This is a genomic window from Anaerotignum sp. MB30-C6, assembly GCF_030908465.1.
GTDB lineage: Bacteria > Bacillota > Clostridia > Lachnospirales > Anaerotignaceae > Chakrabartyella.
In genome coordinates this window covers 466,686-488,987 of the sequence record NZ_CP133078.1, presented here as the reverse complement: position 1 = coordinate 488,987, position 22,302 = coordinate 466,686, and the positions used below count along the sequence as shown (strand labels likewise).

Annotated in this window: 31 protein-coding genes; all 31 read right to left on the bottom strand. The window is 40.8% G+C overall.

Annotation, left to right across the window (positions count from 1 at the left end; genetic code table 11):
• Window positions 1–14: 14 nt before the first annotated feature.
• On the bottom strand, window positions 15–425 hold the full coding sequence (locus tag RBQ60_RS02375) for a DUF2577 family protein (RefSeq protein ID WP_307885008.1): 411 nt from the start codon (window positions 423–425) through the stop codon (window positions 15–17).
• The gene (locus RBQ60_RS02370; RefSeq protein WP_307885007.1) at window positions 409–1,377 is read right to left on the bottom strand and encodes an XkdQ/YqbQ family protein; all 969 of its coding nucleotides are present in this window, start codon (window positions 1,375–1,377) and stop codon (window positions 409–411) included. Before RBQ60_RS02370 ends, RBQ60_RS02375 begins: the two co-directional genes overlap by 17 nt.
• A 39-nt stretch (window positions 1,378–1,416) precedes the next feature.
• Entirely contained in the window at window positions 1,417–2,067 is a 651-nt protein-coding gene (locus tag RBQ60_RS02365; RefSeq protein WP_307885006.1) for a LysM peptidoglycan-binding domain-containing protein, read from the bottom strand.
• A 5-nt stretch (window positions 2,068–2,072) separates the two neighbouring features.
• Window positions 2,073–4,118, bottom strand: coding sequence for a tape measure protein (locus tag RBQ60_RS02360; protein WP_307885005.1), 2,046 nt, complete (start codon window positions 4,116–4,118; stop codon window positions 2,073–2,075).
• 54 nt (window positions 4,119–4,172) lie between these two features.
• Window positions 4,173–4,784, bottom strand: coding sequence for a hypothetical protein (locus RBQ60_RS02355; RefSeq protein ID WP_307885004.1), 612 nt, complete (start codon window positions 4,782–4,784; stop codon window positions 4,173–4,175).
• Window positions 4,785–4,978: 194 nt separating this feature from the next.
• Window positions 4,979–5,362 (bottom strand): phage tail assembly chaperone, encoded by a 384-nt coding sequence (locus tag RBQ60_RS02350; RefSeq protein ID WP_307885003.1) that lies wholly within the window; start codon window positions 5,360–5,362, stop codon window positions 4,979–4,981.
• A gap of 20 nt (window positions 5,363–5,382) precedes the next feature.
• Window positions 5,383–5,820 carry a phage tail tube protein gene (locus RBQ60_RS02345; protein WP_307885002.1) on the bottom strand — a complete coding sequence of 146 codons (438 nt, stop codon included), beginning with the start codon at window positions 5,818–5,820 and terminating at the stop codon, window positions 5,383–5,385.
• Between the two features lie 12 nt (window positions 5,821–5,832).
• A complete protein-coding gene (locus RBQ60_RS02340) occupies window positions 5,833–6,888 on the bottom strand; it encodes a phage tail sheath subtilisin-like domain-containing protein (protein WP_307885001.1) in 1,056 nt (351 codons plus the stop codon).
• Window positions 6,889–7,350, bottom strand: a complete 462-nt coding sequence (locus tag RBQ60_RS02335; protein ID WP_307885000.1) for a hypothetical protein — start codon at window positions 7,348–7,350, stop codon at window positions 6,889–6,891.
• Entirely contained in the window at window positions 7,343–7,819 is a 477-nt protein-coding gene (locus RBQ60_RS02330) for a hypothetical protein (protein ID WP_307884999.1), read from the bottom strand. Before RBQ60_RS02330 ends, RBQ60_RS02335 begins: the two co-directional genes overlap by 8 nt.
• Window positions 7,816–8,193 carry a phage head closure protein gene (locus tag RBQ60_RS02325; RefSeq protein WP_307884998.1) on the bottom strand — a complete coding sequence of 126 codons (378 nt, stop codon included), beginning with the start codon at window positions 8,191–8,193 and terminating at the stop codon, window positions 7,816–7,818. The genes RBQ60_RS02330 and RBQ60_RS02325 overlap by 4 nt, the downstream gene beginning before the upstream one ends.
• A 12-nt stretch (window positions 8,194–8,205) precedes the next feature.
• Complete coding sequence (locus RBQ60_RS02320; protein WP_307884997.1) at window positions 8,206–8,499, bottom strand: head-tail connector protein; 294 nt, start codon at window positions 8,497–8,499, stop codon at window positions 8,206–8,208.
• Window positions 8,486–8,968 (bottom strand): hypothetical protein, encoded by a 483-nt coding sequence (locus RBQ60_RS02315; RefSeq protein ID WP_307884996.1) that lies wholly within the window; start codon window positions 8,966–8,968, stop codon window positions 8,486–8,488. The genes RBQ60_RS02320 and RBQ60_RS02315 overlap by 14 nt, the downstream gene beginning before the upstream one ends.
• 14 nt (window positions 8,969–8,982) lie before the next feature.
• Window positions 8,983–10,110 carry a phage major capsid protein gene (locus tag RBQ60_RS02310; RefSeq protein ID WP_307884995.1) on the bottom strand — a complete coding sequence of 376 codons (1,128 nt, stop codon included), beginning with the start codon at window positions 10,108–10,110 and terminating at the stop codon, window positions 8,983–8,985.
• A 4-nt stretch (window positions 10,111–10,114) separates the two neighbouring features.
• On the bottom strand, window positions 10,115–10,696 hold the full coding sequence (locus RBQ60_RS02305) for an HK97 family phage prohead protease (RefSeq protein WP_307884994.1): 582 nt from the start codon (window positions 10,694–10,696) through the stop codon (window positions 10,115–10,117).
• Window positions 10,686–11,930 (bottom strand): phage portal protein, encoded by a 1,245-nt coding sequence (locus RBQ60_RS02300; protein WP_307884993.1) that lies wholly within the window; start codon window positions 11,928–11,930, stop codon window positions 10,686–10,688. The genes RBQ60_RS02305 and RBQ60_RS02300 overlap by 11 nt, the downstream gene beginning before the upstream one ends.
• A 10-nt stretch (window positions 11,931–11,940) precedes the next feature.
• On the bottom strand, window positions 11,941–13,461 hold the full coding sequence (locus tag RBQ60_RS02295; RefSeq protein ID WP_307884992.1) for a terminase TerL endonuclease subunit: 1,521 nt from the start codon (window positions 13,459–13,461) through the stop codon (window positions 11,941–11,943).
• On the bottom strand, window positions 13,461–13,640 hold the full coding sequence (locus RBQ60_RS02290; protein WP_307884991.1) for a hypothetical protein: 180 nt from the start codon (window positions 13,638–13,640) through the stop codon (window positions 13,461–13,463). Before RBQ60_RS02290 ends, RBQ60_RS02295 begins: the two co-directional genes overlap by 1 nt.
• Window positions 13,633–14,184: a hypothetical protein gene (locus RBQ60_RS02285; RefSeq protein ID WP_307884990.1), complete on the bottom strand. Its 552-nt coding sequence runs from the start codon at window positions 14,182–14,184 to the stop codon at window positions 13,633–13,635. The genes RBQ60_RS02290 and RBQ60_RS02285 overlap by 8 nt, the downstream gene beginning before the upstream one ends.
• A gap of 132 nt (window positions 14,185–14,316) precedes the next feature.
• Complete coding sequence (locus RBQ60_RS02280) at window positions 14,317–14,706, bottom strand: HNH endonuclease (protein WP_307884989.1); 390 nt, start codon at window positions 14,704–14,706, stop codon at window positions 14,317–14,319.
• Between the two features lie 147 nt (window positions 14,707–14,853).
• Window positions 14,854–15,309, bottom strand: a complete 456-nt coding sequence (locus tag RBQ60_RS02275) for a hypothetical protein (protein ID WP_307884988.1) — start codon at window positions 15,307–15,309, stop codon at window positions 14,854–14,856.
• Window positions 15,296–15,637 (bottom strand): DUF3310 domain-containing protein, encoded by a 342-nt coding sequence (locus RBQ60_RS02270; RefSeq protein ID WP_307884987.1) that lies wholly within the window; start codon window positions 15,635–15,637, stop codon window positions 15,296–15,298. The genes RBQ60_RS02275 and RBQ60_RS02270 overlap by 14 nt, the downstream gene beginning before the upstream one ends.
• Entirely contained in the window at window positions 15,634–16,032 is a 399-nt protein-coding gene (locus tag RBQ60_RS02265; protein WP_307884986.1) for a hypothetical protein, read from the bottom strand. Before RBQ60_RS02265 ends, RBQ60_RS02270 begins: the two co-directional genes overlap by 4 nt.
• Window positions 16,033–16,051: 19 nt before the next feature.
• Window positions 16,052–16,522 carry a hypothetical protein gene (locus tag RBQ60_RS02260; RefSeq protein WP_307884985.1) on the bottom strand — a complete coding sequence of 157 codons (471 nt, stop codon included), beginning with the start codon at window positions 16,520–16,522 and terminating at the stop codon, window positions 16,052–16,054.
• Window positions 16,523–17,062 (bottom strand): Holliday junction resolvase RecU, encoded by a 540-nt coding sequence (locus tag RBQ60_RS02255; RefSeq protein ID WP_307884984.1) that lies wholly within the window; start codon window positions 17,060–17,062, stop codon window positions 16,523–16,525.
• A 131-nt stretch (window positions 17,063–17,193) separates the two neighbouring features.
• Complete coding sequence (locus RBQ60_RS02250; protein ID WP_307884983.1) at window positions 17,194–17,922, bottom strand: rolling circle replication-associated protein; 729 nt, start codon at window positions 17,920–17,922, stop codon at window positions 17,194–17,196.
• A gap of 354 nt (window positions 17,923–18,276) precedes the next feature.
• Window positions 18,277–19,314, bottom strand: coding sequence for a DUF3102 domain-containing protein (locus RBQ60_RS02245; protein ID WP_307884982.1), 1,038 nt, complete (start codon window positions 19,312–19,314; stop codon window positions 18,277–18,279).
• Window positions 19,307–19,468, bottom strand: a complete 162-nt coding sequence (locus RBQ60_RS02240; protein WP_307884981.1) for a hypothetical protein — start codon at window positions 19,466–19,468, stop codon at window positions 19,307–19,309. Before RBQ60_RS02240 ends, RBQ60_RS02245 begins: the two co-directional genes overlap by 8 nt.
• Window positions 19,469–19,481: 13 nt before the next feature.
• Window positions 19,482–19,880: a PcfJ domain-containing protein gene (locus RBQ60_RS02235; protein ID WP_307884980.1), complete on the bottom strand. Its 399-nt coding sequence runs from the start codon at window positions 19,878–19,880 to the stop codon at window positions 19,482–19,484.
• Between the two features lie 13 nt (window positions 19,881–19,893).
• A complete protein-coding gene (locus RBQ60_RS02230) occupies window positions 19,894–21,876 on the bottom strand; it encodes a PcfJ domain-containing protein (protein WP_307884979.1) in 1,983 nt (660 codons plus the stop codon).
• Between the two features lie 17 nt (window positions 21,877–21,893).
• On the bottom strand, window positions 21,894–22,262 hold the full coding sequence (locus tag RBQ60_RS02225) for a Cas9 inhibitor AcrIIA9 family protein (protein ID WP_307884978.1): 369 nt from the start codon (window positions 22,260–22,262) through the stop codon (window positions 21,894–21,896).
• Window positions 22,263–22,302 lie beyond the last annotated feature (40 nt).

The window sequence follows — 22,302 nt, the reverse complement described above, 5'->3', positions numbered from 1 at the left end:
GCCTCCCCCTCCTTTCACCCCAATTTGCATACCAAAATAATAGTTTGTTGATCTGCACTCATAAGCATAAGCACCTTTTCACCTACATAAAAATCATCTAACGTGGTAAATTCCCCCGAAGGAATCCCCAATGTATTCATATCGTGATTATGTGAAGAAAAGGACTCATTATAACTCCCTCCGCTTCGGTTCCCCGAAATACCTGTTGCCATTGTTAAGGCAAGGCTTAAACTACGCTTATGCCCTTTTAAAAGATATTGATTAATCATCATATCTTCCTGGCTTACGCATATCTCACCAAACTTGACCATAAGAGGTGCAACGCTTACCACCTCTCCAATAAAAAAGGAAACAGAACCTATTTCCGCTCCCTCCTTCCGCATTATGTTAATTAACCCCATGTAAGGATCATTTTCTTTGTCCATCGCTGCCACTCTCCTTTTCGTCCATGATTTTCTGAAAGTTTAGCGTTAATTTGTTGGTATAAATACCGTTTTTCCAATTGTGCTGATCTGCATCAATGTAAAATACACCCTTAAGCCTGGTGTATGGCTCTGCAACAATTACCTTCTTTCCTGTGTGGTATCCATGGTCACCGAAGTTCGTCACAGTGATTTTCCGCTCTACCCCTTGCAACATCTTCTTTGCTTTCAAGCGGTAGTCCTCCTTGGAATCATTCACCCTTATGTACTCCGTCATAAAGCCAAAGATATAATCTTCCTCATTGCCAATTTCCTGAATCAGCTTATCATCTTTGTTATAAACCCTTACTCGGTTTACCATCCCTTCCAGACTTTCAGTAACGGAAGAAGTCAAAAGGTTTCCCCCTCGGGTTAAAGGTTTGCATTCCACTTCCCCTTTTTTCTTGACATATAGCCGATTTCCAATAAATTCACAAAAATACTTTTCATCGTTGGCCAAAGTATAGGAAGTCATGATGATGCTATAAAGATCAACACCGATAAAATTCCTGCTCACAGGAACCCCAGTTACCGCAACGCTACCTACTTTAACACCAAAATCACCACAAACTTTCTTTGCAATGTCCTCCGGCTTCATATTTTTAAATATGTAACTGCCTTTATTTTTCTTCAAATAAATACCATAGTCATGACAAGTAAAGTCAATCTCTTTCCCCCCTGTTGCCTTGGTTTTTTTGAAAACTACTCCGTGAAAAATATCCTTTCCTTCGTCCTCTACTTTGATATTATCCCCCACATTAATTTCTACAAGCCACGTCCTCTTGTCTGTATCAGAATGGATGATACCAAAACTAAGGCTACGGCAACAGCTACGGTATTCCCCACTGTTGGTGACGGAGGTAATTAACCCTGTAATATCCGTAGTGGTATTTTTCTTTATTAGCCAAACCTTCATAAGCCCTCCTTTAAATACGCAATCGCCTGCGGTTATTCCTTATGGCAAAACATAAACCTGACCGGGGAAGATTAAATTGGGGTTTTTCCCAATCATGCTTTTATTTGCCTCATAAATCTTGGGCCATTTGCTGGCATCACCATACACCTTTCTTGCAATTTTACTAAGGCTGTCCCCTTTTGCTACGGTATACTGCTTTGGTTTTGGTGGCTGCTTATCCTGTGGCCTTGCCGCATTTTGTACAGGAGAGGTTTGTACCGCCGCTATATTAAGAGGCGTATATTGCCTAAGCTCAATGGTATAGGGAATGTCACCGTTATCCTCACGCTTTTCACCGTATTTGATAGACTGGATTTTGAACCGCTCATTTACCCTTGCCCCTTTTTCATCTGCAATAACCAGACGAATAATAGAATCATCATCAATCCATTTTTTAATTAAATGGGTATAGTCCATTACACCGCTCACTCCCACCGTTGGCTTTTTCCCGAAAATATATTCTCTTGTCGGGAAAAAACTACTGATACTAATACTCTGAGGTATTTTATGGCCAGACAAATTAATATCTCCCTGGTCCATGGAACGAATAACCTCAATTTCTCTTCCATACTCCGCTATGTATTCCGGTGGTGTAATGGGCAAAAGTAAGTTTATTCCCTCAACCTCATTTTTTAGCCAAAATTCAAACAACTTGTTCACCCCCCATAAACCATAGATGCATCCATTATTTTTTCTAATAAAGCACTGGCAATCCTATCAATGTCAGCATCCTCTCTTACTACAATACTATCGGCCAGCTTTGCAATATGGATACCACTTCCTGACTTCTTATTTGCATCCACCGTTGTTTTAACCTCTTCACCTTCATGCAGATAATAAAGTCCATCTGAGGGAACCCTCGGAAGTCCTGTGGCATTTCCATTCTTACCAGAGGCTCCATATCCTAATGCCCCTCCTGCCGTACCTTGATAACTACCCGCAAATATTCCATTTAAAAAACTTCCGCCACCCGCTGTTTTTATATCCTCAACGGCATTATTTAATCTCTGACTTTTCCACCCCTTAGAAAACTCGTTGGCCATAGCCTCGCCAAGGCTCAAATAATCTCCATTTTCTGTGAGTTCTTGCTGGATACGGCCAATCAAATCCCTCTCTGCACCCAACTTTTTCTGGTACTCCTCGCTGTTTTTATATTGGATTTCCGCCTCTGTTTTGGCCTCCCACATTAAGCGTTCCGCTTCCAGACCATCGCCCTTTGCAACAGCATCTTTATACTCCTTAGAATCATATACAGATGTAATGGCATCTATAATACTTTGCTGGTACTGATTTTGCATTTCTCCCTCGTAGGATCCAATCATGCCATAGGCTTCTTTCATTTTATCGCCCATTTCGCCATTATAAAATTCCAGCTCTTTTTCCATTCCCTCTTTTCGGGTTTCGTTGTATCCCTCACCCATGGCAATTTCAATATTCTTTTTTGCACTTTCTAGCTGACCCTGCATCCCTGTAAAGGTATCACTCAGGGCGTTTACTGCATCGTGGTAACGCTCTCCCTCACTGGTTGCCGTTCTTAATGCATCCTCCAGCATATCAGAAGTGATTTTCCCATCTGACATCATATCCATGGTTTGAGACATTGATTTCCCAGTATTTTTTGCAACAAATTCCAACGGATCAAATCCCCATCCTACCATCTGCCGTCTGTCCTGCCCATTTAATACTTTACTGTTCATAGATTGTGAAACAGCATAAGATAGTCCGGAAAACTTATTCACATCACCCATGGCTAAATTGCCAATCATATCCGTAAACTCCATTATCTTTTCTCTTTCAATACCATAAGATAACATTTCCATGCCCTTGGCTAACATAACCGATGTGTCATAGGGTGTTTTATCACCATAGGTCATCATACTCTGATACAGCTTCGCCCCCGCTGCATCATCCGTCATTGAACCATAGTTCCTTTTAAAAATTTCCCGTTCTGCCGCCCATACACTACCATCTTTTAAAGCGGTTTCAGTCTCATTTATAGCAGTAGCATGTAAGCTTTGTACCTCGTCCCGAAACAAATCATCCTGCCTCTGCTGTTTTTCCGTCAGTGCATTAATGGCTCCCGTAAGCCCACCAACTGCCGCTCCAACCGCTGCACCAACAGGCCCCGCAATGCTCCCCATTGCCGCTCCCGATGCAACACCTCCAACTACGTTAGATATAGCACCGCCGATATTTGCCCCCATTGCTGAACTAAAAACAACATCCAAATTATTTTGGATTGCATTACCAAGCATCATCCCCATTCCGGCTGTTCCTAAAGCAGAAAGAAGCCCGCCGCCACCACCTGCGTCACCCAATAAACCGCCCCTACTGGCATTAGCATTGCTTGTCCTTTTTATATCATCCGAAAGACTTCTTTCCGCTTTCGCCGCTTCATTTGCAGCCTGTGAAAGCCTGCGATATTCCTCGTTTAGTAGTTCTAATTCCTTCCGCTTTCTCTTGAATGCCTCCTCTGCCCCTTCAACATTCTGCTTTACTGCTTTCCCCAGTTCCTTTAACTCTTGCTGAGCCTTGGTAATATCCAACTTAACTTCTGCTTTTTTCCCAAATGCTTTATCTTGTATTTTGCGATAACCTTCAACATCCTTCGTGAGATTATTTACATTACTCCGCATCTGCCGTACAGCATTGGTTAAATTATCCGAGGCCTTAAAAGCAATACCTACATCCCGCTCCGACACGCTTTGCCCACCTTTCCAAATGAAAAAGCACACCGTTTCCGATGTGCCCCAACCTTAATTGTCAGTTTCTTTTTCCATTATTAATATGATTGTCCCCAGAGTGCCAGCACTTGTTTTACTGTATTCCAACGTGAATTTTGCATCTCCAATTACTGTACTTATACCATTTTCCGCATTCGCTATATTCTCCTCGATCCATTTCTCAGCAGCCTCTGCGTCGCTTCCTTCATAGCTAGTATTTGCTAATAGGCCAAAGAAAATTTCTGCAGAATCTATAAAAACTCCTTCATCAATCTGCTTCATATTTGCAATCATAAAATCCACTTCTACAATTTGATTATCCGTATCAAAACACACCAAATAGGCTTGCTTTATCCCGCTATCAAATTCTTTTTCAGTCATAGGGATATATTTAAGCCCTTCTTCCTCCATATCCTTTGGTTCATTACTTGGAAATTCCAATCCAACTTCTAACGCCGTTGTCAGTTGCATATAATTAGAGCCTTTGATACCTCTATTATCTTTTTGTTCTTTACTTTCTTCAATTACATTGGAATTCTCCTGTTCCCCCTGTGGCTTCTGCGGTTTCTCCGCTTCATTTCCACAGCCTCCAAGAATACTCGCCGCCAACACACCACACAGCAAAAATGTAAACAATTTCTTCATATCAATTCCCCCTTTTGGGGAAATATTATCACACCTCTCACTAATATGTCAATTTCTTCCTTCCACCTCTATTACCATACACGCCGCAATCACCGCCAATTCCCCTTCTGGCAAATTATAAATTACGGACGGCAAAACCCCGTGCCGCCGCCATGCATAATACATGACAGTAGCACGAGTGTCTCCGTCCCGAATCAGTTTTTTACTTCTTCGATTGCGTTCTTTCCGTAACCGCTCATGTCACTTACAAAGTTATATAGAGCGAAAACTTCCCCAGGAAGAAGTAACTTTTGTACTAATTCCTTGCCAGTTATAACCTTGAATTTTTCCAGCAATTCTTTGTTGTTAAACTTACGCCCTTCAATGGTGCACACCTCATAAATTGCATTTAGCTTCATATCAACATTACTCTTGCTAATTTCCCCGATGTGTTTCACTTCCTCATTGGTGAGGGGTTTGCAATCAATAATAAACGGTTCCCCTAACACCTTGGAGAGCCTCTTTACTTCAAACTTTGCGGAAGATTCAGCCTTTAGTTTTTCAACATCCGTCTCTAATAATTTTTCTAAAATACCCATGTTGTTTCCTCCCTTATAGTTTATTCAACCTCAATTTTGTCCAGATAATCCCAGTCTGTAAAAGTGAATGGCTGGGTAATTGTCCCAATCTGATTATCACTCCAATCAGCAAGGCTAAGGGTTGAAAACTGACAGTTTTTTAATACAATCCGCTCCGCTCCAAAAGCGTCAGGATCCGCCAACTTGCTAATAATGGTAAATGACGGTGTTTTACCCGCCTTAATCATATCAGAAAGTAAAATCCCCATTCTAGAGTTCACTTTCGTCATAGTAATAGATCCATTTCCGTTAATACCGCTTACTTTCTGGTGCTTCATCAAATCGCCGCACATTGGCACATCTAAGTATTCCAGCTGAACCTCAGCTTTAAGCCCCGTTGCCTCTCTTACCGTTTCCCCTTCCAAAACAACTTCGCCAAACGTGCCGTTAATCGCCCGTCTCTCGTCATACTTTGGCATATATACCCCTCCTTAAATATAGAAATTAACGGAAATATCCTCAATAGCGTTCAGAATCTTATATTTAGACATTAGGAACACAAAAGTCTGGGTATTAGCCTCCTTGACCTCTTGTTCCTTCATGTCCGTCAGATCAACACCCTTGCCCTTTAAGTAGTTCCGCTGGGCTGCCATATCAATACCTGTTACAATATCCTTATCCAACAACTCTTCATCCCGAAGGGCTTCTAAGTAGGCCTGAATAGAAACAATCAACTTACACTTATTATCATAATTGTTTGCAAATTTACCCACATAAGCATCCTCACAAGTCACTTTAATGTCGGTATAGATCAAGTCCATAATATCCACAATTTTTGTAGACTTATAGTCTTCGCTTTTCTCCTGGCCAATGGTGGTAAGGCTGTTTACCCCTCTGGCAACCTTGACCTTCCTACCATCGTGGAAAATAACCAACTCCCCAGCATTGATTTTGTCATCTAATTCGGACTTTGTAAATTTGGGTACATCATCAACTTCCGAAAGAACATAATATGTCGCACTAACAGATAATGGAGTTCCAGCCAACAGCGAAGCAATACGGGAGCAATACTCCCCAGTGGTAAAGGTATTTTCACCTACTACAATATCGCTTGTTGTAAAGTTGATTATACCCTCATGATCTGCTTTCGTATTTGGTAATACCGCCTTTACCTTAATACCCTTGTTATCACGAAGCCCTTTGATAAACGTTGCAATGGTTGTGGCCTCCGCTGTGGTTACTGCTGGCGGTACCGCTACATAATCAAACCGAGTAACCTCCATCAATTTCAAACCATTTTCAATCGTGTCTGTTATAATTAGCTGTACATACTTTACAGGGCTTGCACCACCCAAAAAAGCACGTTCAACGTAAGCCCTATTTTCAGCAGTTAAACCCTCTGGAATTTGTGTAATATCTTCCAACTTTGTAACCCCTTTTGCCATGGTAGCCTCGACCACCATAACCGCTACAATGCCCCGTTCACCACGCCGAATGGCCGTGGATGCTTTGCTCTTAAACTCAATCAAAATATTTGGCAATCCCAATTAAACCACCCTCTCTTCATTCATATATAAAACTCCTGCCGCTTCTCTGGCCTGTTCTTCATCAAATTCTGGATCATTTACACCATCTTTAAAGTCGAATGTTAAAAACACAGCCAATTTTTCATCTGCGTCTTTCATTTCATAATCAAACTTTAATACCCTGTCACCAACTAGAAGTTTAAATCTATTCAGAAATACCTTTAGCTTTTCAGCTGTTACCATCTTATCCTCAAAGTCCATGTTTCCGTTCCCGTCTGGCTTGCCGAAGTATACAGCCTGCAAGTCAACGGTAACATCCCGTGTATACTTGCTGCTTCGCTCCCCGCCATCATAAACGATGATAAATAAAAAAGCAGGGAAGGAGCAGTCATCCCCGATCCTACCTAAATATATTTCTGCCCCTGGCATACATCGATTAAATTCCCTCATCACAGCATCTATAATATCCATCGTCTTAACCAAAGGAATCCTTCACCAGCCTTTCCCTCATGTCCTCTGCATCGTGATACAATTCTCTTTTTAGCTTCGTCAATGCATTGCGATACATAAACTTCCCATTGACCCATTCGGCACTACCTTCACCAAAGCTTTTTCCCTTTGTTGAAACAACTCTTTTTTTCGTCCTTTTTAAGTTTTTCTTACTTTTCCCCCTTGCCACTACTTCATGGCCATTTTCCACCAAGTGGGTATGGGGTGCAATTCCACGATCGGGGCGTATCGCAGCATAGCCACCACCAGAACCAATCTTTTTTTGAACGCTTTTCTTTAAATTTCCTGAACCTTCACCCGTATCTTTTTCAATATTAAGAATAACCCCTTGATACATCTTTTCCCCAGCACTCTCAACCAATTTCTGCCGTTCCTTAGGGAATTCATCTAACATCCTACTAAATGCTTTATCTAAGTCATAAAGAGATATTTCGTTACTCATATTTTTTCACCCAATTCTAAAGCAACCGCTTTAATTTTGACGTACTCATTCCTGTACAAAATGTTATCAATCGAGGTAATGTTGTAAATTTGCCCACGAAAAACAAGCCTGTCTTTTACTGAAATTTCTCTCTTGCCGCTATCTGGCTTATCATTTACAGGAATATTTTTTACACTGCTATAACGCACTATAAACTCAACTGTGTTTTCCGCTGCATACTCTTTTGCCGTCCAATACTCCTTACCATGAAGATTGTTTACCTTCGCCCATACAGTTTTCACATCCTGATACTCTGTTTTTATGGCAAGGTTTGGCCCCGCTACCTTTTTCAACCGCTGAATAATCACCCTATGCCGTAATTCCCCAGGATTCATACTCCTCCCCCCTTACAGTAAATTCATGCGATACTGGTCAATTATCGCCTCTGCCGCTGGATTAATGTTTACGGTGCGATTACTACTCATAGTGTAAGTACGGTTTTCATACATCTCCGCCCCAATAATTAAAACCACAATGGCTAAATCTTCCTTTGTCTCCATTCCCGCTTCATCCAGCCCAGTTTGGGTTTTAATAAACTGTTTGGCCGCTCCAAGTATAGCGGAAAACAACACGTTTTCCTCATCATCCTCAGCACGACAATAATCTTTCAAATCCTGAATAGTAACCTCACTTACCTTCATCGGCACTCACCGCCTTACTTTTACCCCTTGTACTTTTCTTTTTAGGCTCTTCTGCTACTTTTTCCACTTCAGGATGTTCCTCTTCCTCTGGTACCATTTCACCTTCAGGATCTTGCCCTTCCTCTGGTACCGTTTCACCTTCAGGATCTTGCCCTTCCTCTGGCACCATTTCACCTTCAGGATCTTGCCCTTTCACTGGTGCCTTTTCATCTTCAGGATTTTGCCCTTCCTCTGGTACCGTTTCACCTTCAGGATCTTGCCCTTTCACTGGTGCTTCTTTTCCACCCTCTGGCTCTTTGCCTGTTTCCGTCTCCGGCTTTGCTTCAATATAAGGTCGCTTCTGTTCCACTTCTTCCACGTATGCACATTGGAGGAGATCTTTTAAAACCTCCTCCTCCTCAATGTTCATTGTCTGCCCCTGTGTCATAGAAACGGCACCGCTAAAGCTAATTAACGCCTTTACCTTCATAGCAATATACCTCCTTATGCCGTCTTCATAGTAAGAACTGCAACTTTCTTGACATCAGTAATCTTTGCATCAAATTCACCAAATGCCAAAATGCCTAGCATATTTTTTGTAGAAAATTTTTCTCTTAAAACTCTAACCTCTACAGCGGTAGTTTCCTTAATTGTATAGCCGCTTAAATCGGCGAATGCAATCGCCTTGGCACCAGCTGAAATGGTAGGCATACTGTCAGATTCAATGACTCTCTGACCAAGGATTTTATATTCATCCTCTTTAAAATAGGGCTGACCATTGTTATCCTTTAACTTGCAAATAGCTGTATAGGTTTCAGGGTTCATAATCAGCACACCCTTGCTTCTAAATCTCTGTTTTAAGCTGTGCTTCAGACTTACCAGCTCATCATATGTAATGGCTGTGGAGGATGCTGTCGTGATCCCTTTAGCAGCAGAAAGAATACCTGTGATTTTGGTTGCCGTACCGTTTACAAATTCCTCCTCCAGCTTTTCCGCCATGGCCTCAGCCACTTGGTTTACAATAAAGCTTACTACATCAACATCAGTGTTGTTGGCCAATTTATTAGATACTAAAGCCAAAGCACCAATTACATAACCAGTTAAATCAATGCTCGTGAATTTACCCACATTATCCGTTAAGTCTGTACCTTCACTGACATAATCGGCATTGATGTAGTTGGTTGCATCCTCCCCATAAACAGGAACGCTTAAATTCCCGTTGGTAGAAACCACATCGGCCAACTGTAAAAATGGTACCATATCCCTTACCGCCTTAATAATCTTCTTGGCAATAGACGTAGGCACAATAGAACCGTTGCCTCCCTGTGTTAACTGAATTTCTCCTGCTCTAAGTTCTACCTGGTTATTCAATACAAAGTTTACAAACGCTCTTTCTTCAAGCTGTTCTGGTGTTTCATCTTCCTTTTTCTTCTCAAACTTTTCTCTACCTCTGGCACGTTCTTCCACCTTGATCGTGGCATCAATACCCGAAATTTCTTTTTCCAAATCCTCAAAAGCTCCGGTTTCCTCCTCCGTCATGGCACGTTCTTCCACCTTGGCCTTTTCCAGCACCGCTTCCATTTCTTTAAGCTTCCCCGCTCTTTTTTCTTCCAACATTTTGATGTACTTCATATTGTCACGCTCCCTTAATTGTTTTTAGTTTGTTTTCAAATTCCGAATAATCAATAGCTCTCTTTTCTTCTTTTGTTACAACCTCAGTTTCTTCACAGCGTAGCTCCAGGCTCTCTTCCTCATCGGCACGAAGCTCAACGGAAGTGGCACTATAAACGGGTTTCTTTTTGACCACTAAGGTAATGTGGTCTAAATCCATCCCCTTAATATGCCGAAGGGGTAGCTTGTCGGCTCGCTCCTCCAAAGTATCTACAACCTTACGCATTCCAAAGGACCATCCTTTGATTTTCCCCTTCCTGGCATTTTCAACGGTTTCCTTGTCTGTGACCACTGCCTCCGCACGAAGTCCGATGTTATCCTCATAAAGAGAAAGCCCCTCCTTTGTGCTTGCCACCACTTTGTTCGGATCGTGGTCAACCATCATGTTTACATTTTCCGCTCGGTCTAAAGCTGCCCGAAAAACACCGCTTTCCACCATTTCTACAACTTTTCCATGGGGTGTAATCACAGGCAGACTTTCCCTACCCACGGCATTCACATAACCACTGATAAAAACACTGTTGTCTGCTCTAATTTCAATCTTCATCTTTTTCACCTCCCCTCAAATTTGCCAAACCCTTCATACTTCCTAAATCCGCAGTTGCATTCGTATTTGGTGTATAGATAACACCAGAAACAGGATCTAATAAAACATCGTTCAACCCTAATTTGATATAGTTAAATCCAAGAGGTGACATATCCTCCATGGCTCTTACTTCATCAATTTGTAAGAAATTACTTTTCAGGGCTTCACCATAAGCCTTATACCGTTCCTCCTGGCTTCCTCTGGTGATTTCCTTTGTATCAAAGGCGAAATAGTAGACCCCTTTTTCTTTTTCCAAAAGCAAATCACGATCCAGTGCCGCTTCAATGTCGGCCAGAATTCTCACAACAGCATTGATGAATTCTTTTCTATCCTCTGCCGTTGCACCACCTGTTAAAATCCGCACCGAAAACCCAAAAAGCTTGCAAAGTTCCTCCGCATTGCTTTTTTTGTTCTCATTTAGCTGCATTTCTACCGAAGTATTGGAACTTTCCTTAAAGCTAACCCCTTTGTTTAATACCACAACATTCTCCGTATTGTTGCTATAAAGATTTCTCCAAGCATTCTTAATTGCTGTAATTGCATCTTCACCCAACTTACCTTCTGATTCAATAAACCCTCGTTTGTTCCCTCCACGCTTTACCAAAGTTTCTTCAAAAAGTAGAGAAGCATAAGCTACCGCCATAATAAGTCCATACTCTTTTTGTAGAGGAATAGACTCCGCACCATCCTTGGTTTTACGCTTAATTTTCAGAAAATCATGGGGATAGTACCGTTCCCCAAGCACAAGGATGTCATAATCTTTAAAGATTGGATCCAAATTACTTACAACGGAAACATCCTCTTCTCTTACATAGTGGAGACTTTCAAACGCTCCCTTCCTGCGGTTTATGTAAGCAAATCCACCTTTCCCTAAAAAATAATCCTCTATCATGGAGTGCCAAAACTCTCCGCTGTTTAGGGTATCCCCAGTATCATCATTCAGCAGCTTAAGCCTTGGATCATCCAACACCTCCTCCACCTTGCCATCCACTTTTTTGTATAGCTTAATAGGCAAACGGCAAACCGTTCCGGCAAGCTTTTCCACGCACCCACTGACCGTAGGGATTTCCATGGCTGTCTTTTTGGTAATTCCACCACCCATGCCCAATGCTTCTAAAATAATTTCTTCAACGGTTTTTTCCGGTACTGGATCCGCTCGTACTTCTTCTTTCTTTTTCCACCACTGCCACTTCATAAAACCCCTCCTAGATAACGTTTGCCCCCCAGCTTTCTTCGCCAAGAATTACATTTACATTCAATAAAAAAACGGCATTGATTAGGCTGACAACCATATCAACCTTACCTGCCGATTTTTTTTTATTAACAAATTTATTTAAATTGGTATCCTCTGTACATCGTGCATTTTGAAAGTTAATTTCAAGCATACGATTCTCTTCATAACAGAACTTTTTACTTAAAATGTACTCTCTCAATAGCTTTGTAGGTGCGTGTAAAGTCTTGCTGTGCTGAATAATCTGCACACATTCCAGTGGATTTTCCTCATCGCCCTCTAATTTTTGCACCGTAGAAATAGCATTATATTGGTCATATCCAACCTGAACAATCTGCACACCATATTCTTCCGGCAACCCCAAAATAAACCGCTCCACAAACCCATAATCTATTACCTGATCTCCACAATCAAAGCAAGCTCCTTTCTTAATCAATTTCTTATAGGGTACTTTTTCTTTTTCCATCTTGAATTCAACTCTATCCTTAGGAATAAAGCCCCAAACCTTAGCAAAAATCTTCCCTTCATGGTAGGTCACCATGGCAACCGCTGTATTATCGTCTGACATAGAAAGGTCAAATCCAATAAAGACTCTCTTTCCCTTCCAAAACTCACGTTCACTAGCAATACAGCACTCTTTTACCTTGGTAATTTCCACATATCCTTCAACACCTAAGCCCTTGTACATGATGTTGTTGTGCTTACATAAATAATTCTCCCGCTTATTCTCATACAAAGCAGCGTAGGAACGCATCTTCTTAATGCTCTCAAAAACATTTTTATTGTTAACCGCTACTGGGTTAGACTGATAAATTACCAAATCCTCTGTTTTCCACTTATCCTTTACTAAAAAATCTTGATCCGGCTCATATAAAAGAGAAAATCGCCTTTTATCATCTAAAACTCCATCCAGCACTTTTTTTGAAATGTCAATTTCATCAATCAGAACATTATTGTCGTTGGGATATTGGGTACTAATAATAATACCTAACTTGTTAATAAGGGTAATCTGGGAAGAACGCATAGATTCCACTGGGTAGCTATCCATGGCTCCCGCTTCGTCGGCCAGAAAAGCATTGGCTAACTTACCGTCCATTTTATCCTCTGAATATGCCAAAGGAGTGTATTCACTTTCCGTCAAAACACAGCGAACCTCGCTCCTTAGAATTTTAAAAACCTTGGCATCGGCCAAGGCAGGACTGCACTTTATAATTTTACGAATTGCAATTTTCAACTCACTGGAAAGTTTCAAATCTGGTGCAACAGAGAAAAATCTTGAAAACTGTGGCTCTGTCAATAATAGCAAGATGAAAATTACCGCTGAATAGAACGTCTTAAAATTCTTACGGCAAATCTCTAAAACCGCCGTTGTGTAGTACCGTATGTCTGCCCCACTTTTGTCTTTCTTTTTGGTGCAAAGCACCGCCACAATCAATAACCAAGCATAATCCTCCATGCCCTCATACATGGTACACCCTAAATCTGGGTGCATCATTAACTTAAGTAACCCGCAAATTGTGTCAAACGCCTCTCATCCACAAAGGCTTCTTTAGACTTACCGTTGGCAATTTTAAGCCACTGCTCCGCTTGCTTTTTCACGTATACAGGTGCTTTTTTGTTGTTTTTCTTCACGCACCATTTGGCATAAATGTATGCCTTGCTGTCTTTAACCACCTCGCAACACCTCTAATAGAGGGTTTGCCTTTTCCTCCTCTTGTTTTGGTATATTGCGGATTGCAGAAGCTATGGTCATGATGTTCTCTTTTTCAATGTCACATAGCATTTTTCTTTTAGATTGAACTTGCTTGTCCAGTCCTAAGATGTTTTTCTGAATTTGATTTTTCAGCCTATAATACGCCGATAATGACATTTCTTCACTATCAACTAACCTCTCTTTGTCCTCTTCCAGCTCATATAAGTCCATATAAAACCGCTCTTGCTTCTTCTCAAAGTCCAAACATTCAGCATAAAGGAGGCAATAACGGTTAATAACTGCCTCATAAATGGCATCATTTTTACTTATTTTTATAAGTAATTTAGTAATTCTTTTAAATTCTTTATATGCCACAACGTTCTCTTTGACTTCCGGCCTGACTTTCATTTCTTCCCCAGTTGCAAAGGCAGCTTCCCCATTCTTACGGGCTTCCAGCTCCGCTTTCGTTCGGTGACTTTTGCCTTCTCTCACTAAAACCTCATACGGTTTTCCTGGTCTCCCCATGGTTTCCCACCCCCTAAACAATTTTTGAACTCCATTTTGGGAATATTTTATTTACAGACTATGCCTTGTGGTCTTACTTGATTTTGGATTTTTACCCCCTTGCCCTAGGGGGGGTACCTTTGGAATTCAATCCTAACCCATACTTTTTTCTTCCTGTTCCTCAGCAATCTCTTTTAACTCTTTTGCAGGAATTACTCCTGCATCGGCCATGCTATGGTGACGCTCACATAAAGTTAACAAATTACTATCTTCAAGACGTTGCCCATAATCATCTTTAATTTTTATAATGTGATGTACTTCCAAGCATTGTGTATTATATTGCCGCTCCGTAGCGTATCGCTTTCGTAAGCATATCTGACAAAGAAATCCATCCCTTTGTTTTATTTGTTTGCTCTTCTTTGTCCATGCATTAGTAGAGCGAAATTTACTTTGCTCTGTATCAAATTTCTTTCTAATCGGTTTTTTAGAGCAAATTACTTTTGAATCATGTATTTTGCCACAGTACCTACACGATTTAAGCATTATTTCCACCCCTTTCTTTACAAACAAAAAACCCCTAGAATTCTTAAATCCTTTGGGGTTTCTTTTAATTAATTTATTTTTACTTACTTCCCTCTTCTTTCGATGATACCATATTACCACAGAATTAACCCCTACTACTATCAACTTTCATTTATCTATCCTCAACCCTCTTTCTCGGGAGAAAACATGTCTTGCATTCCTTAGCCACCTGTATATAGTCATAGTACTTGCAGGTATCTCTACTTCCGCCTTATGCACCCTCTTACTTATGTCTCCCTTTCCAAGTTCCCTCTTAGCATCTGTAAAATATACAATCTCAACAGCCAATCTTTGGTGTTTATGCAACTGCATAAGGGTTTTTTCTACTGCAATAATATCTAAGAATTCTGCGGTCATATCTATTTCTTCATCATCGGCTTTCATAACTTTATATGCCGTATCGTCAGAATATGAACCGCTTCCAGAGCGGATAATCTCCCGCTTCGACTGCTCATATATCATATCCTTTACCTCCTGTTTTAACTCGTCTGACGTTCTCCGACCACAGGCTGCGTAATACCGAAAGGCCTCAGTAGCATAATCACGTATGTTATCTTTTTTCACCGTCTACCACCTCTTTTATTAACTTATCCAAATACCACCTTGCTTTCTTTAAGCCTTCCACGCCATTTTTGTGTTTCCAACGCCATAAATATTTAATCACATTTGCTGTACATACTGCCTCTAATCCTTTTAAATCATGTACAGCCGCATTTATAGCGTCAATGCACTCAATTTCACCGTGAGTATAGTGTGATGGATGGTTGACGGTATCCACCCTTGGTGGTGGAACTGGTGGTATATAGTCTGACAATGGTGTATACACTGTGTCAATGATAGATTCCCCTCTTGGCGAATGTATTGTATTTTTACTCATTCTTAATGGTTTCATTCCGCACCGCCCTTCACAAGTTTTAAAACTGGCTTCACCTTATCCTTTGATTCCTGATAATCGTCTGCAAAATCATTGATAAAATAATCAATGCTACAAATCACACATAAATATCCTTTCCGTCTGTCCCATTTGATGCCATGAATTTTTGTGATTTTAATTTCCGTTTCCTTACTCCCCATTTCAAAATCATCATTCCAAACTCCCAGTAAAGGAAACTCATGATAAATTGTAATTTGGACTGTTGTGGTTGTGCTTCTTATACATCCTCTAGGATCAGCTTTAAAAGCTAGGCAACCTTGTGCGGGATAATTTGTTTTCCCGCTACACTGGCCACCATGATTAACTGCCCTAATACAGTAATAGCACTCTAACCTAACAGGAATTCCCTTCATGATGCACCGCCTCCTACGTTTACCTCCATTCTCTCTGCGGACAAAGCTTACTGTCATATTCCCGCTCGATTATCTTCCACAGTCTAGAATCTGCAAATCCTAATTCATATTTATCTTGCAAGTCACCAAGACGATACTTTTCACCAGTATTTTTATTCGTATAAACATAGTGCATAGGAACACTATCGTGTTTTGGAACTTCGTCTGATAAAATCAACTCGTCTTCTAGATTTGGAATATCTTTCAGTTCAATGCTTTCCATCAATCCTTCTGATTTTAAAGCCCTATCCGATAGGTCTTGGTTGATTTTTTCCAGTTGTTCTATAACGGCACCATGTAATTTACGACCGTATTCAAGTTGCTCTATCCTTTCCCTTAGTTCGGTGTTTTCGGATTGAACATGTTCTAATCTGTATGCTTGGCTTTCGCATAATTCTTTATATGCTTTCAGTTGCCCATTTTTCGATAGATTGGTCTCTGTTATTGCCACCTACTCCTTCCCTCCGTTCTTATGAATATAGTCCAAAAATAAAACAGTCCCATTAAATTTAACCCTGTATTCTTCGACATCATTTGCGGTGATATACTTTCGTCCATAGTGTTCTTTCATATCCCTCCATATAGTCCAAGGAATAAAGAAGAACTTATCATCAATGCAAATGCATACTGCTGCTACCGCTCCCAAATTCGTATGACGTTCTAAAGCATCTTGTTGCTCTGCTGTTAGCACGTCCCGCTTCATTCGATCGGAAGAAGTAGTTTTTGCTTCAAAAACGATTGACCGCCCATCTGTAAGAGTCCCCTGAAAGTCTGGCTGTGCATGGGCTGTAAATCTGCCTGTAAAAATTCCATATTTGCTTTTACTCAAAACTCGGAAAGGTTCAGGGGTTTTATTGATTTCTGCCCGACCTGTGTCCCTGTATGTATTGCAAGCCGCTACAATTGCACTTTCAAACAGATGCCCCTGAGCGTTATTTGTTGCATTTTGGTATTGCTGTTTTGCTGACCGCTGATTATACTGTTTTGTCATTCCTCATCCTCCCTACAAATTTACAATCCATCAAACACCAAACCTTATTTGCCCCACCGTTTTCCTCACACTCTGCACAATTCATACAAGTGCCTTTTTCGTTATCGAAGCATAGCCGGCACAAGCATTTTTCACAATTCGTTTTTTTCTTTTCCTTCTCCATAATCCTCACCCCCTATTTTAATAGCCTTTAAATATCGAATTACTCCGATGTCCTCGGAAAAATACTCACTGCTTTCTACCACCACATACCCTTTGGGTGGCTGTGGCCGTTTTTTTGGTTTCACAGATTTCAATTTCTTAACAAGAACTTTTGGCGGCTTCAAATTTTTACTCGTGGACCATCTTTTTTCATACTCTTTTACATTTTCCTTAGTTATGTATCTGGCCAACCCAGTATAGTCCCCACCTGGCTCTAACTGAGAAATCATCACCCTACCCAATCCCCATAGGTTTGTTAATTCTTTCAGGGTTATATCCATGGCATTTATCAAAAGATGATGGTGTTCCCTACCACTTTCAGTTTCCGTTACCACGATATATTTTAAAGCTGAAAGTCCCTTCTTCTTTCTCCACCGTCTTAATCTATTTAAAAAATTCCTCAACTCTCTTTTTATTTCTTCACGAGTCAATCGTTTGCGGTATGTAAGAGTAACAAACAAATCTCCTGCTTTAAAATTGGTATTAATTAATCTTGATAATTTTCTACGTGCTATTTTCAAATTCCGCTCTTTCTGTTCCTCGGAAGTCAGAAGTTCATTTTGTCCTCTGTTATGTTTTTTCCCAATGGCTTTTGGTGAGAAATATTCCTCACACTCGTATACATCCCCTGCCCATATGTGTTTTCTATATCTTGGCATTACTTTACACCCTTTCTCTATAAACCATGGCCCTAATGTTAATCTCATTATCGAGGAGCTAAGGGGCTTTTCTGCCCCGAAATCTCAAGGTTTTAGAAACTGGCTTTTTACTAGAAAGCAACCCAAAATACTTGTGCAACTATATACTTCAATGTTATAATATAAGTACTATATCTTGGGTTTTATCTAAAACCTTGCCCCAATCTTGTTCCAGCAAGAGAGGGGCACTTTTTTTCTCTTATTCTGTTTTTTCTCCCTCTTGGCAGACACAGGCTTCCTGTGTTTCTTCACAGTCACATGGTTCTCCATGATCTAAAGCCGCTCCGCAAATAGGGCAGACATCAAATTTCGCCATTATAAATCCTCCGTTTCTTTCAACGTGTCCAACATCATTTCACACAACTTTGTCAATGCGGCCTTAAGCTTGACCGCTTCCTCAGCTTCTTCCTTTTCCTTAAGCTCATTAATACAAGACAGCATTTTATTAAGCTGAACCTGCACCCCCTCAAAATGCACCTTGAAAATGGCTTTCTTTGAATCACCAGCCATAGCAAGTTGCTTCTGCAGGTCTTGGATGGCCTGTTCCTTTTGTGCCGCCACCTGTTCTGCCTGTGATATTTTTGAAGAAACAGCCGCTTCTTGTTCCTGTAGCTTTTTCTTGGCATCCTCCGCTTCTTTTTTAGCCTTCTCAGCATCCTTTTCTGCCTTCTGTATCTTTTTCTTTAGTTTCTCCTGTTCCTTTTCCTCTGCATCCTTGCGAATCTGTTCCAATACATCCCCATCAATTTCAGTAGCTTGTGGCTCTGAGTGTGCCGCATCCAATTCTGCTTGTAAGGTGGCCAACCTTTCCTCAGCTTCCCGCTGCTTTTCCTCTGCCTTGGCCACCTGCTCCGATTCATTTAGCTTTTCTTGGTTTGCTTCCATTTCCAAAGTATCAATACGAAGCTGCATCTCGCCTTTTGCTTTCCGCTCCGCCTCCAATTCCTTCACAAGACGTTCCATTTCTCTGGTACTCATATCAGCAACGGTTTTTTCCTCTCCATCAATCACATGAGTTTCCTGAAGAAAGTCCTCTCTATCCTCTGGTGGCAGAGTTAATAATGCCAATGCTTTTGACATGGAGTTCCCTAAAACCGCAACTGTCTGCGGATTTGGGTATTCACGGGCGATTCGCATAAAGTTCTGTGCCGTTCGTTCAGAGAATTGGATTTCGTTTTTTAGCCACTCTCCCCACCGGCCATGGGGAATTCGGAGTTTTGCTTCCTCCAACCTTCGACCAATTTCAATAATGGCCATGGTGGCTTGTCCTTTGTAAAACTGAATCTCCTGTGTAATAACTTCTATCGGCCTAATGCTTAATTCACACTGATTTCCCATTGCTAATTCATCCATTGATGTTCCCCCTTTTGGTAAACTCAAAATATTTTCTCAGCATATAATTAATTTGACTTCCAACTTTCCTCTCATTCTCAACGGATTCCTTTTGAATTTCATCATACAGATCCACAGGAATTCTTACTGTAGTCATTTTAGTTTCTTTTCTCACTAGCCATCACTCCTTATGTGGTTTTTTCCCTTTTGTCATTGTGAACCACTTCTTTCAGCCATGTTTCCACAAATCCCATTATTTCAGGTTGCTTTTCATAGCTTGCGTTATGGTCTGTCCTGCACTGAACCACTGCAAGTGTTTTAGGGTTTAATTCCAATGTATAAAACGGCTTATCCGGTTCCGTAACTTTGCGTATGAATAAAATAGCGGTTTTTCCATCTGATATTTTTCCGAGGTAACATACTACAGTGTGATGTAGAACCACACTCTCGTTTGCCAATTCTTCCTGACTTTTTGGAGGATGGATCATAAGGCCTCCTTTTTCCCATTTATACTTTTCTAAAATTTCAATCTGTTGTTGAAACTTTTCTTGTATGTCCTCGTTCATCTGAAATCTCATTTGAGCCATAGTAAATTCCTCCTTATGCAATTTTTTTCTTTTTACCCTTACGAACCACTTTTTTCAGCCAAGTGTCCACAAAATCTTTTATCTCTGGTTCTCGGTCATAGCTTTTATTGTGGTCTGTCCTGCATTGCACAATAGACAGGCTTTTGGGGTTTAATTCTAAGGTATAAAATGGCTTATCTGGTTCTGAAGCATGACGAAGGAATAATATCGCCGTTTCCCCTTCCGCCATACGTTTGAGATACCCCCCAACGCAGTGATGCAATGCCACACCTTCTTTGGTTATCTCTTCCTGCTTCTGTGGAGGGCGAATGGTAAGACCATCCTTTTCCCATATGTACTTTTCTAAATCTTCAATTTGTTTTTGGAATTTCTCTTGGTCAGCTTTATTTCTCTCAAACTTCACCTGTGCCATTGTTCGTTCATGGGCGGCCATTAGATGAGGCGGAAAAAGAATTGCATGATCCATTAATGGTAACTGAAGCTGTTCACACTCATTTAAATAATCACGATAGGTACGAATGGCATCGTCAATACCATCGTACAATTCCGTTTCTGGACCTTTTCCTTTCATAAACTGCTTCTCTATATATTTTGATACTTTCACGATAGTTGCATGATTCAATGCCCTATGAAGCTGGTTCACACCATGCCCCAAGCGTAGAGCTGCTTTCAATTCTTCCTCGGATAATTTACCTCCCTGCCTTTTCCACATATCCCCAGCAATTGCCACCCTATCCATAGTCCATTCATCTGGGGGCAATACCTTTAAAAGCCTTACCGGAAAACGAAAGCAGTCCTTTAATTTTGTTCTCTGCCAAAAGATTGTATTTCGATTCTCCTTTGACAAGCCAAAAATTTTTTGATGAACTAAATGGCGATAGCCGGCTTTCCATAAAAATTCTGTGACAGGGTATTTTACAAAATATTCAAGAAAGTAAATAGGGTTTCGGTTATGCCCTCTGGCTTCCCTCAGGTATCCCTCTAAATCGGCATACTGCATCTGTGTTCCGACAAGTTCTTCTTTTGTATTCCCCAGATAAAAACAATAACCATTATCGTAAATATGGTTTCCGCTCCACCTTGTCCAATTATCAAGGGTGTACCGCTCACAACGCATATAATAATTATCCTTGCCTTCTTTTTGCCATTTGGTGGTTTCCTTGCCTCTAATTGCGTAACGGGTAACTTCCTTTAGGCATCGGGGAATATCCTCCCATTTTGCAGTGTGGTCACGAAGCAACCGCCATTGTCTGAAAAATATGGTCTTTCCATCGGTACCCTTCTGCACTGCTACGATATTTTCAACAGTAGTGGTATTCCATGCGTCACTAGTATCTCGATAACAAGTAACTACGCTACCGCATTCGGGACAAATATTGTTGGTGCAATGCTTAAAACGGCGGTTCTGGTTAGCTTCTACCTCTTGACCGCAAACATAGCACCTTCCTTTCCATCCACCTTTTTTATGTAAAATAACTTTGTCTGCAGGAAGAATATATTGCCTAATCCATTCCACCATGCCCTCCGGTAATTCTTCGGGGCATAAAGCAAAGTCCTCATCCAGAATCTTCCCCTGGGATTTTTTCTTTTGCAGAGCATCCTCGTCCCAAGATTTTTTTACCCAAGTAAGCAACTCCCGTATTAAATATGAGGTATTCGTTTCATTGCTCTTTATATAAGAAGTAATCCGCTTCTTGTCCTCTTCCTCTATAAGGGCATAATTCCAATAACGGCTCCACAATTCATTAATAAATGCTTTCTTTTGGCTACCAAATCTATTTATAATAATCGGTGTACCGTTTTTCTTTTTGCATATCACCCGTAGTTCTATAAATTCACGCTCATAACTTCGCTGTTGATACCCCGTATTGGGTGTAAATGTAACAATCAACAAACGTTCACCTTTTATTACAGGCTGATTTACAGTAACCTTATACCATACATTGCTGTCCTCATGAAATGTTGGCCATGGAAGCTCTTTCAATTTTTTATCCATCAAACTTCCACCGCCTTTTAGAAGAAATCATCTAGGGATAATGACAAGGCTTTTTCTGCCGTCTTTCCTTTTGGCTTTTCCGCAGCCGTCTTCGGATTTATTGATTCTACGTCTTGGAGACCAAAATATTTCATTGCCCAACCAAATACTTCCGTCTGTTCTATAACAGCCTTTTTAACCATTGCATCACCCTGAGCTTCCTTCAATGCCTTTTCTTGAACATCCGTCATCGCTTTTTCTAGGGTTTTGCCTTCATCCAAAACTTTCTCTGCATCCTTATCCGTAAGAATATGGTCAATGATGTATTCGCCCACTTTCGCCCGATATACATCATTTGGTGCTTTCTGTACTTCAGCATTGATTTTCTCAATCGCTTTCTGTATCATCAAATTCCCTCCTTGTTTAAAAAAGGAACTTATGCTATAA

Excerpts from the sequence above, each read along its gene's own strand:
- RBQ60_RS02375 (WP_307885008.1), bottom strand. The coding sequence starts at position 425 with ATGGACAAAGAAAATGATCCTTACATGGGGTTAATTAACATAATGCGG.
- RBQ60_RS02370 (WP_307885007.1), bottom strand. The coding sequence starts at position 1,377 with ATGAAGGTTTGGCTAATAAAGAAAAATACCACTACGGATATTACAGGG.
- RBQ60_RS02355 (WP_307885004.1), bottom strand. The coding sequence starts at position 4,784 with ATGAAGAAATTGTTTACATTTTTGCTGTGTGGTGTGTTGGCGGCGAGT.
- RBQ60_RS02350 (WP_307885003.1), bottom strand. The coding sequence starts at position 5,362 with ATGGGTATTTTAGAAAAATTATTAGAGACGGATGTTGAAAAACTAAAG.
- RBQ60_RS02345 (WP_307885002.1), bottom strand. The coding sequence starts at position 5,820 with ATGCCAAAGTATGACGAGAGACGGGCGATTAACGGCACGTTTGGCGAA.
- RBQ60_RS02330 (WP_307884999.1), bottom strand. The coding sequence starts at position 7,819 with ATGAGTAACGAAATATCTCTTTATGACTTAGATAAAGCATTTAGTAGG.
- RBQ60_RS02325 (WP_307884998.1), bottom strand. The coding sequence starts at position 8,193 with ATGAATCCTGGGGAATTACGGCATAGGGTGATTATTCAGCGGTTGAAA.
- RBQ60_RS02320 (WP_307884997.1), bottom strand. The coding sequence starts at position 8,499 with ATGAAGGTAAGTGAGGTTACTATTCAGGATTTGAAAGATTATTGTCGT.
- RBQ60_RS02315 (WP_307884996.1), bottom strand. The coding sequence starts at position 8,968 with ATGAAGGTAAAGGCGTTAATTAGCTTTAGCGGTGCCGTTTCTATGACA.
- RBQ60_RS02310 (WP_307884995.1), bottom strand. The coding sequence starts at position 10,110 with ATGAAGTACATCAAAATGTTGGAAGAAAAAAGAGCGGGGAAGCTTAAA.
- RBQ60_RS02305 (WP_307884994.1), bottom strand. The coding sequence starts at position 10,696 with ATGAAGATTGAAATTAGAGCAGACAACAGTGTTTTTATCAGTGGTTAT.
- RBQ60_RS02300 (WP_307884993.1), bottom strand. The coding sequence starts at position 11,930 with ATGAAGTGGCAGTGGTGGAAAAAGAAAGAAGAAGTACGAGCGGATCCA.
- RBQ60_RS02295 (WP_307884992.1), bottom strand. The coding sequence starts at position 13,461 with ATGATGCACCCAGATTTAGGGTGTACCATGTATGAGGGCATGGAGGAT.
- RBQ60_RS02285 (WP_307884990.1), bottom strand. The coding sequence starts at position 14,184 with ATGGGGAGACCAGGAAAACCGTATGAGGTTTTAGTGAGAGAAGGCAAA.
- RBQ60_RS02280 (WP_307884989.1), bottom strand. The coding sequence starts at position 14,706 with ATGCTTAAATCGTGTAGGTACTGTGGCAAAATACATGATTCAAAAGTA.
- RBQ60_RS02270 (WP_307884987.1), bottom strand. The coding sequence starts at position 15,637 with ATGAAACCATTAAGAATGAGTAAAAATACAATACATTCGCCAAGAGGG.
- RBQ60_RS02265 (WP_307884986.1), bottom strand. The coding sequence starts at position 16,032 with ATGAAGGGAATTCCTGTTAGGTTAGAGTGCTATTACTGTATTAGGGCA.
- RBQ60_RS02255 (WP_307884984.1), bottom strand. The coding sequence starts at position 17,062 with ATGACAAAACAGTATAATCAGCGGTCAGCAAAACAGCAATACCAAAAT.
- RBQ60_RS02250 (WP_307884983.1), bottom strand. The coding sequence starts at position 17,922 with ATGCCAAGATATAGAAAACACATATGGGCAGGGGATGTATACGAGTGT.
- RBQ60_RS02245 (WP_307884982.1), bottom strand. The coding sequence starts at position 19,314 with ATGGATGAATTAGCAATGGGAAATCAGTGTGAATTAAGCATTAGGCCG.
- RBQ60_RS02235 (WP_307884980.1), bottom strand. The coding sequence starts at position 19,880 with ATGGCTCAAATGAGATTTCAGATGAACGAGGACATACAAGAAAAGTTT.
- RBQ60_RS02230 (WP_307884979.1), bottom strand. The coding sequence starts at position 21,876 with ATGGATAAAAAATTGAAAGAGCTTCCATGGCCAACATTTCATGAGGAC.
- RBQ60_RS02225 (WP_307884978.1), bottom strand. The coding sequence starts at position 22,262 with ATGATACAGAAAGCGATTGAGAAAATCAATGCTGAAGTACAGAAAGCA.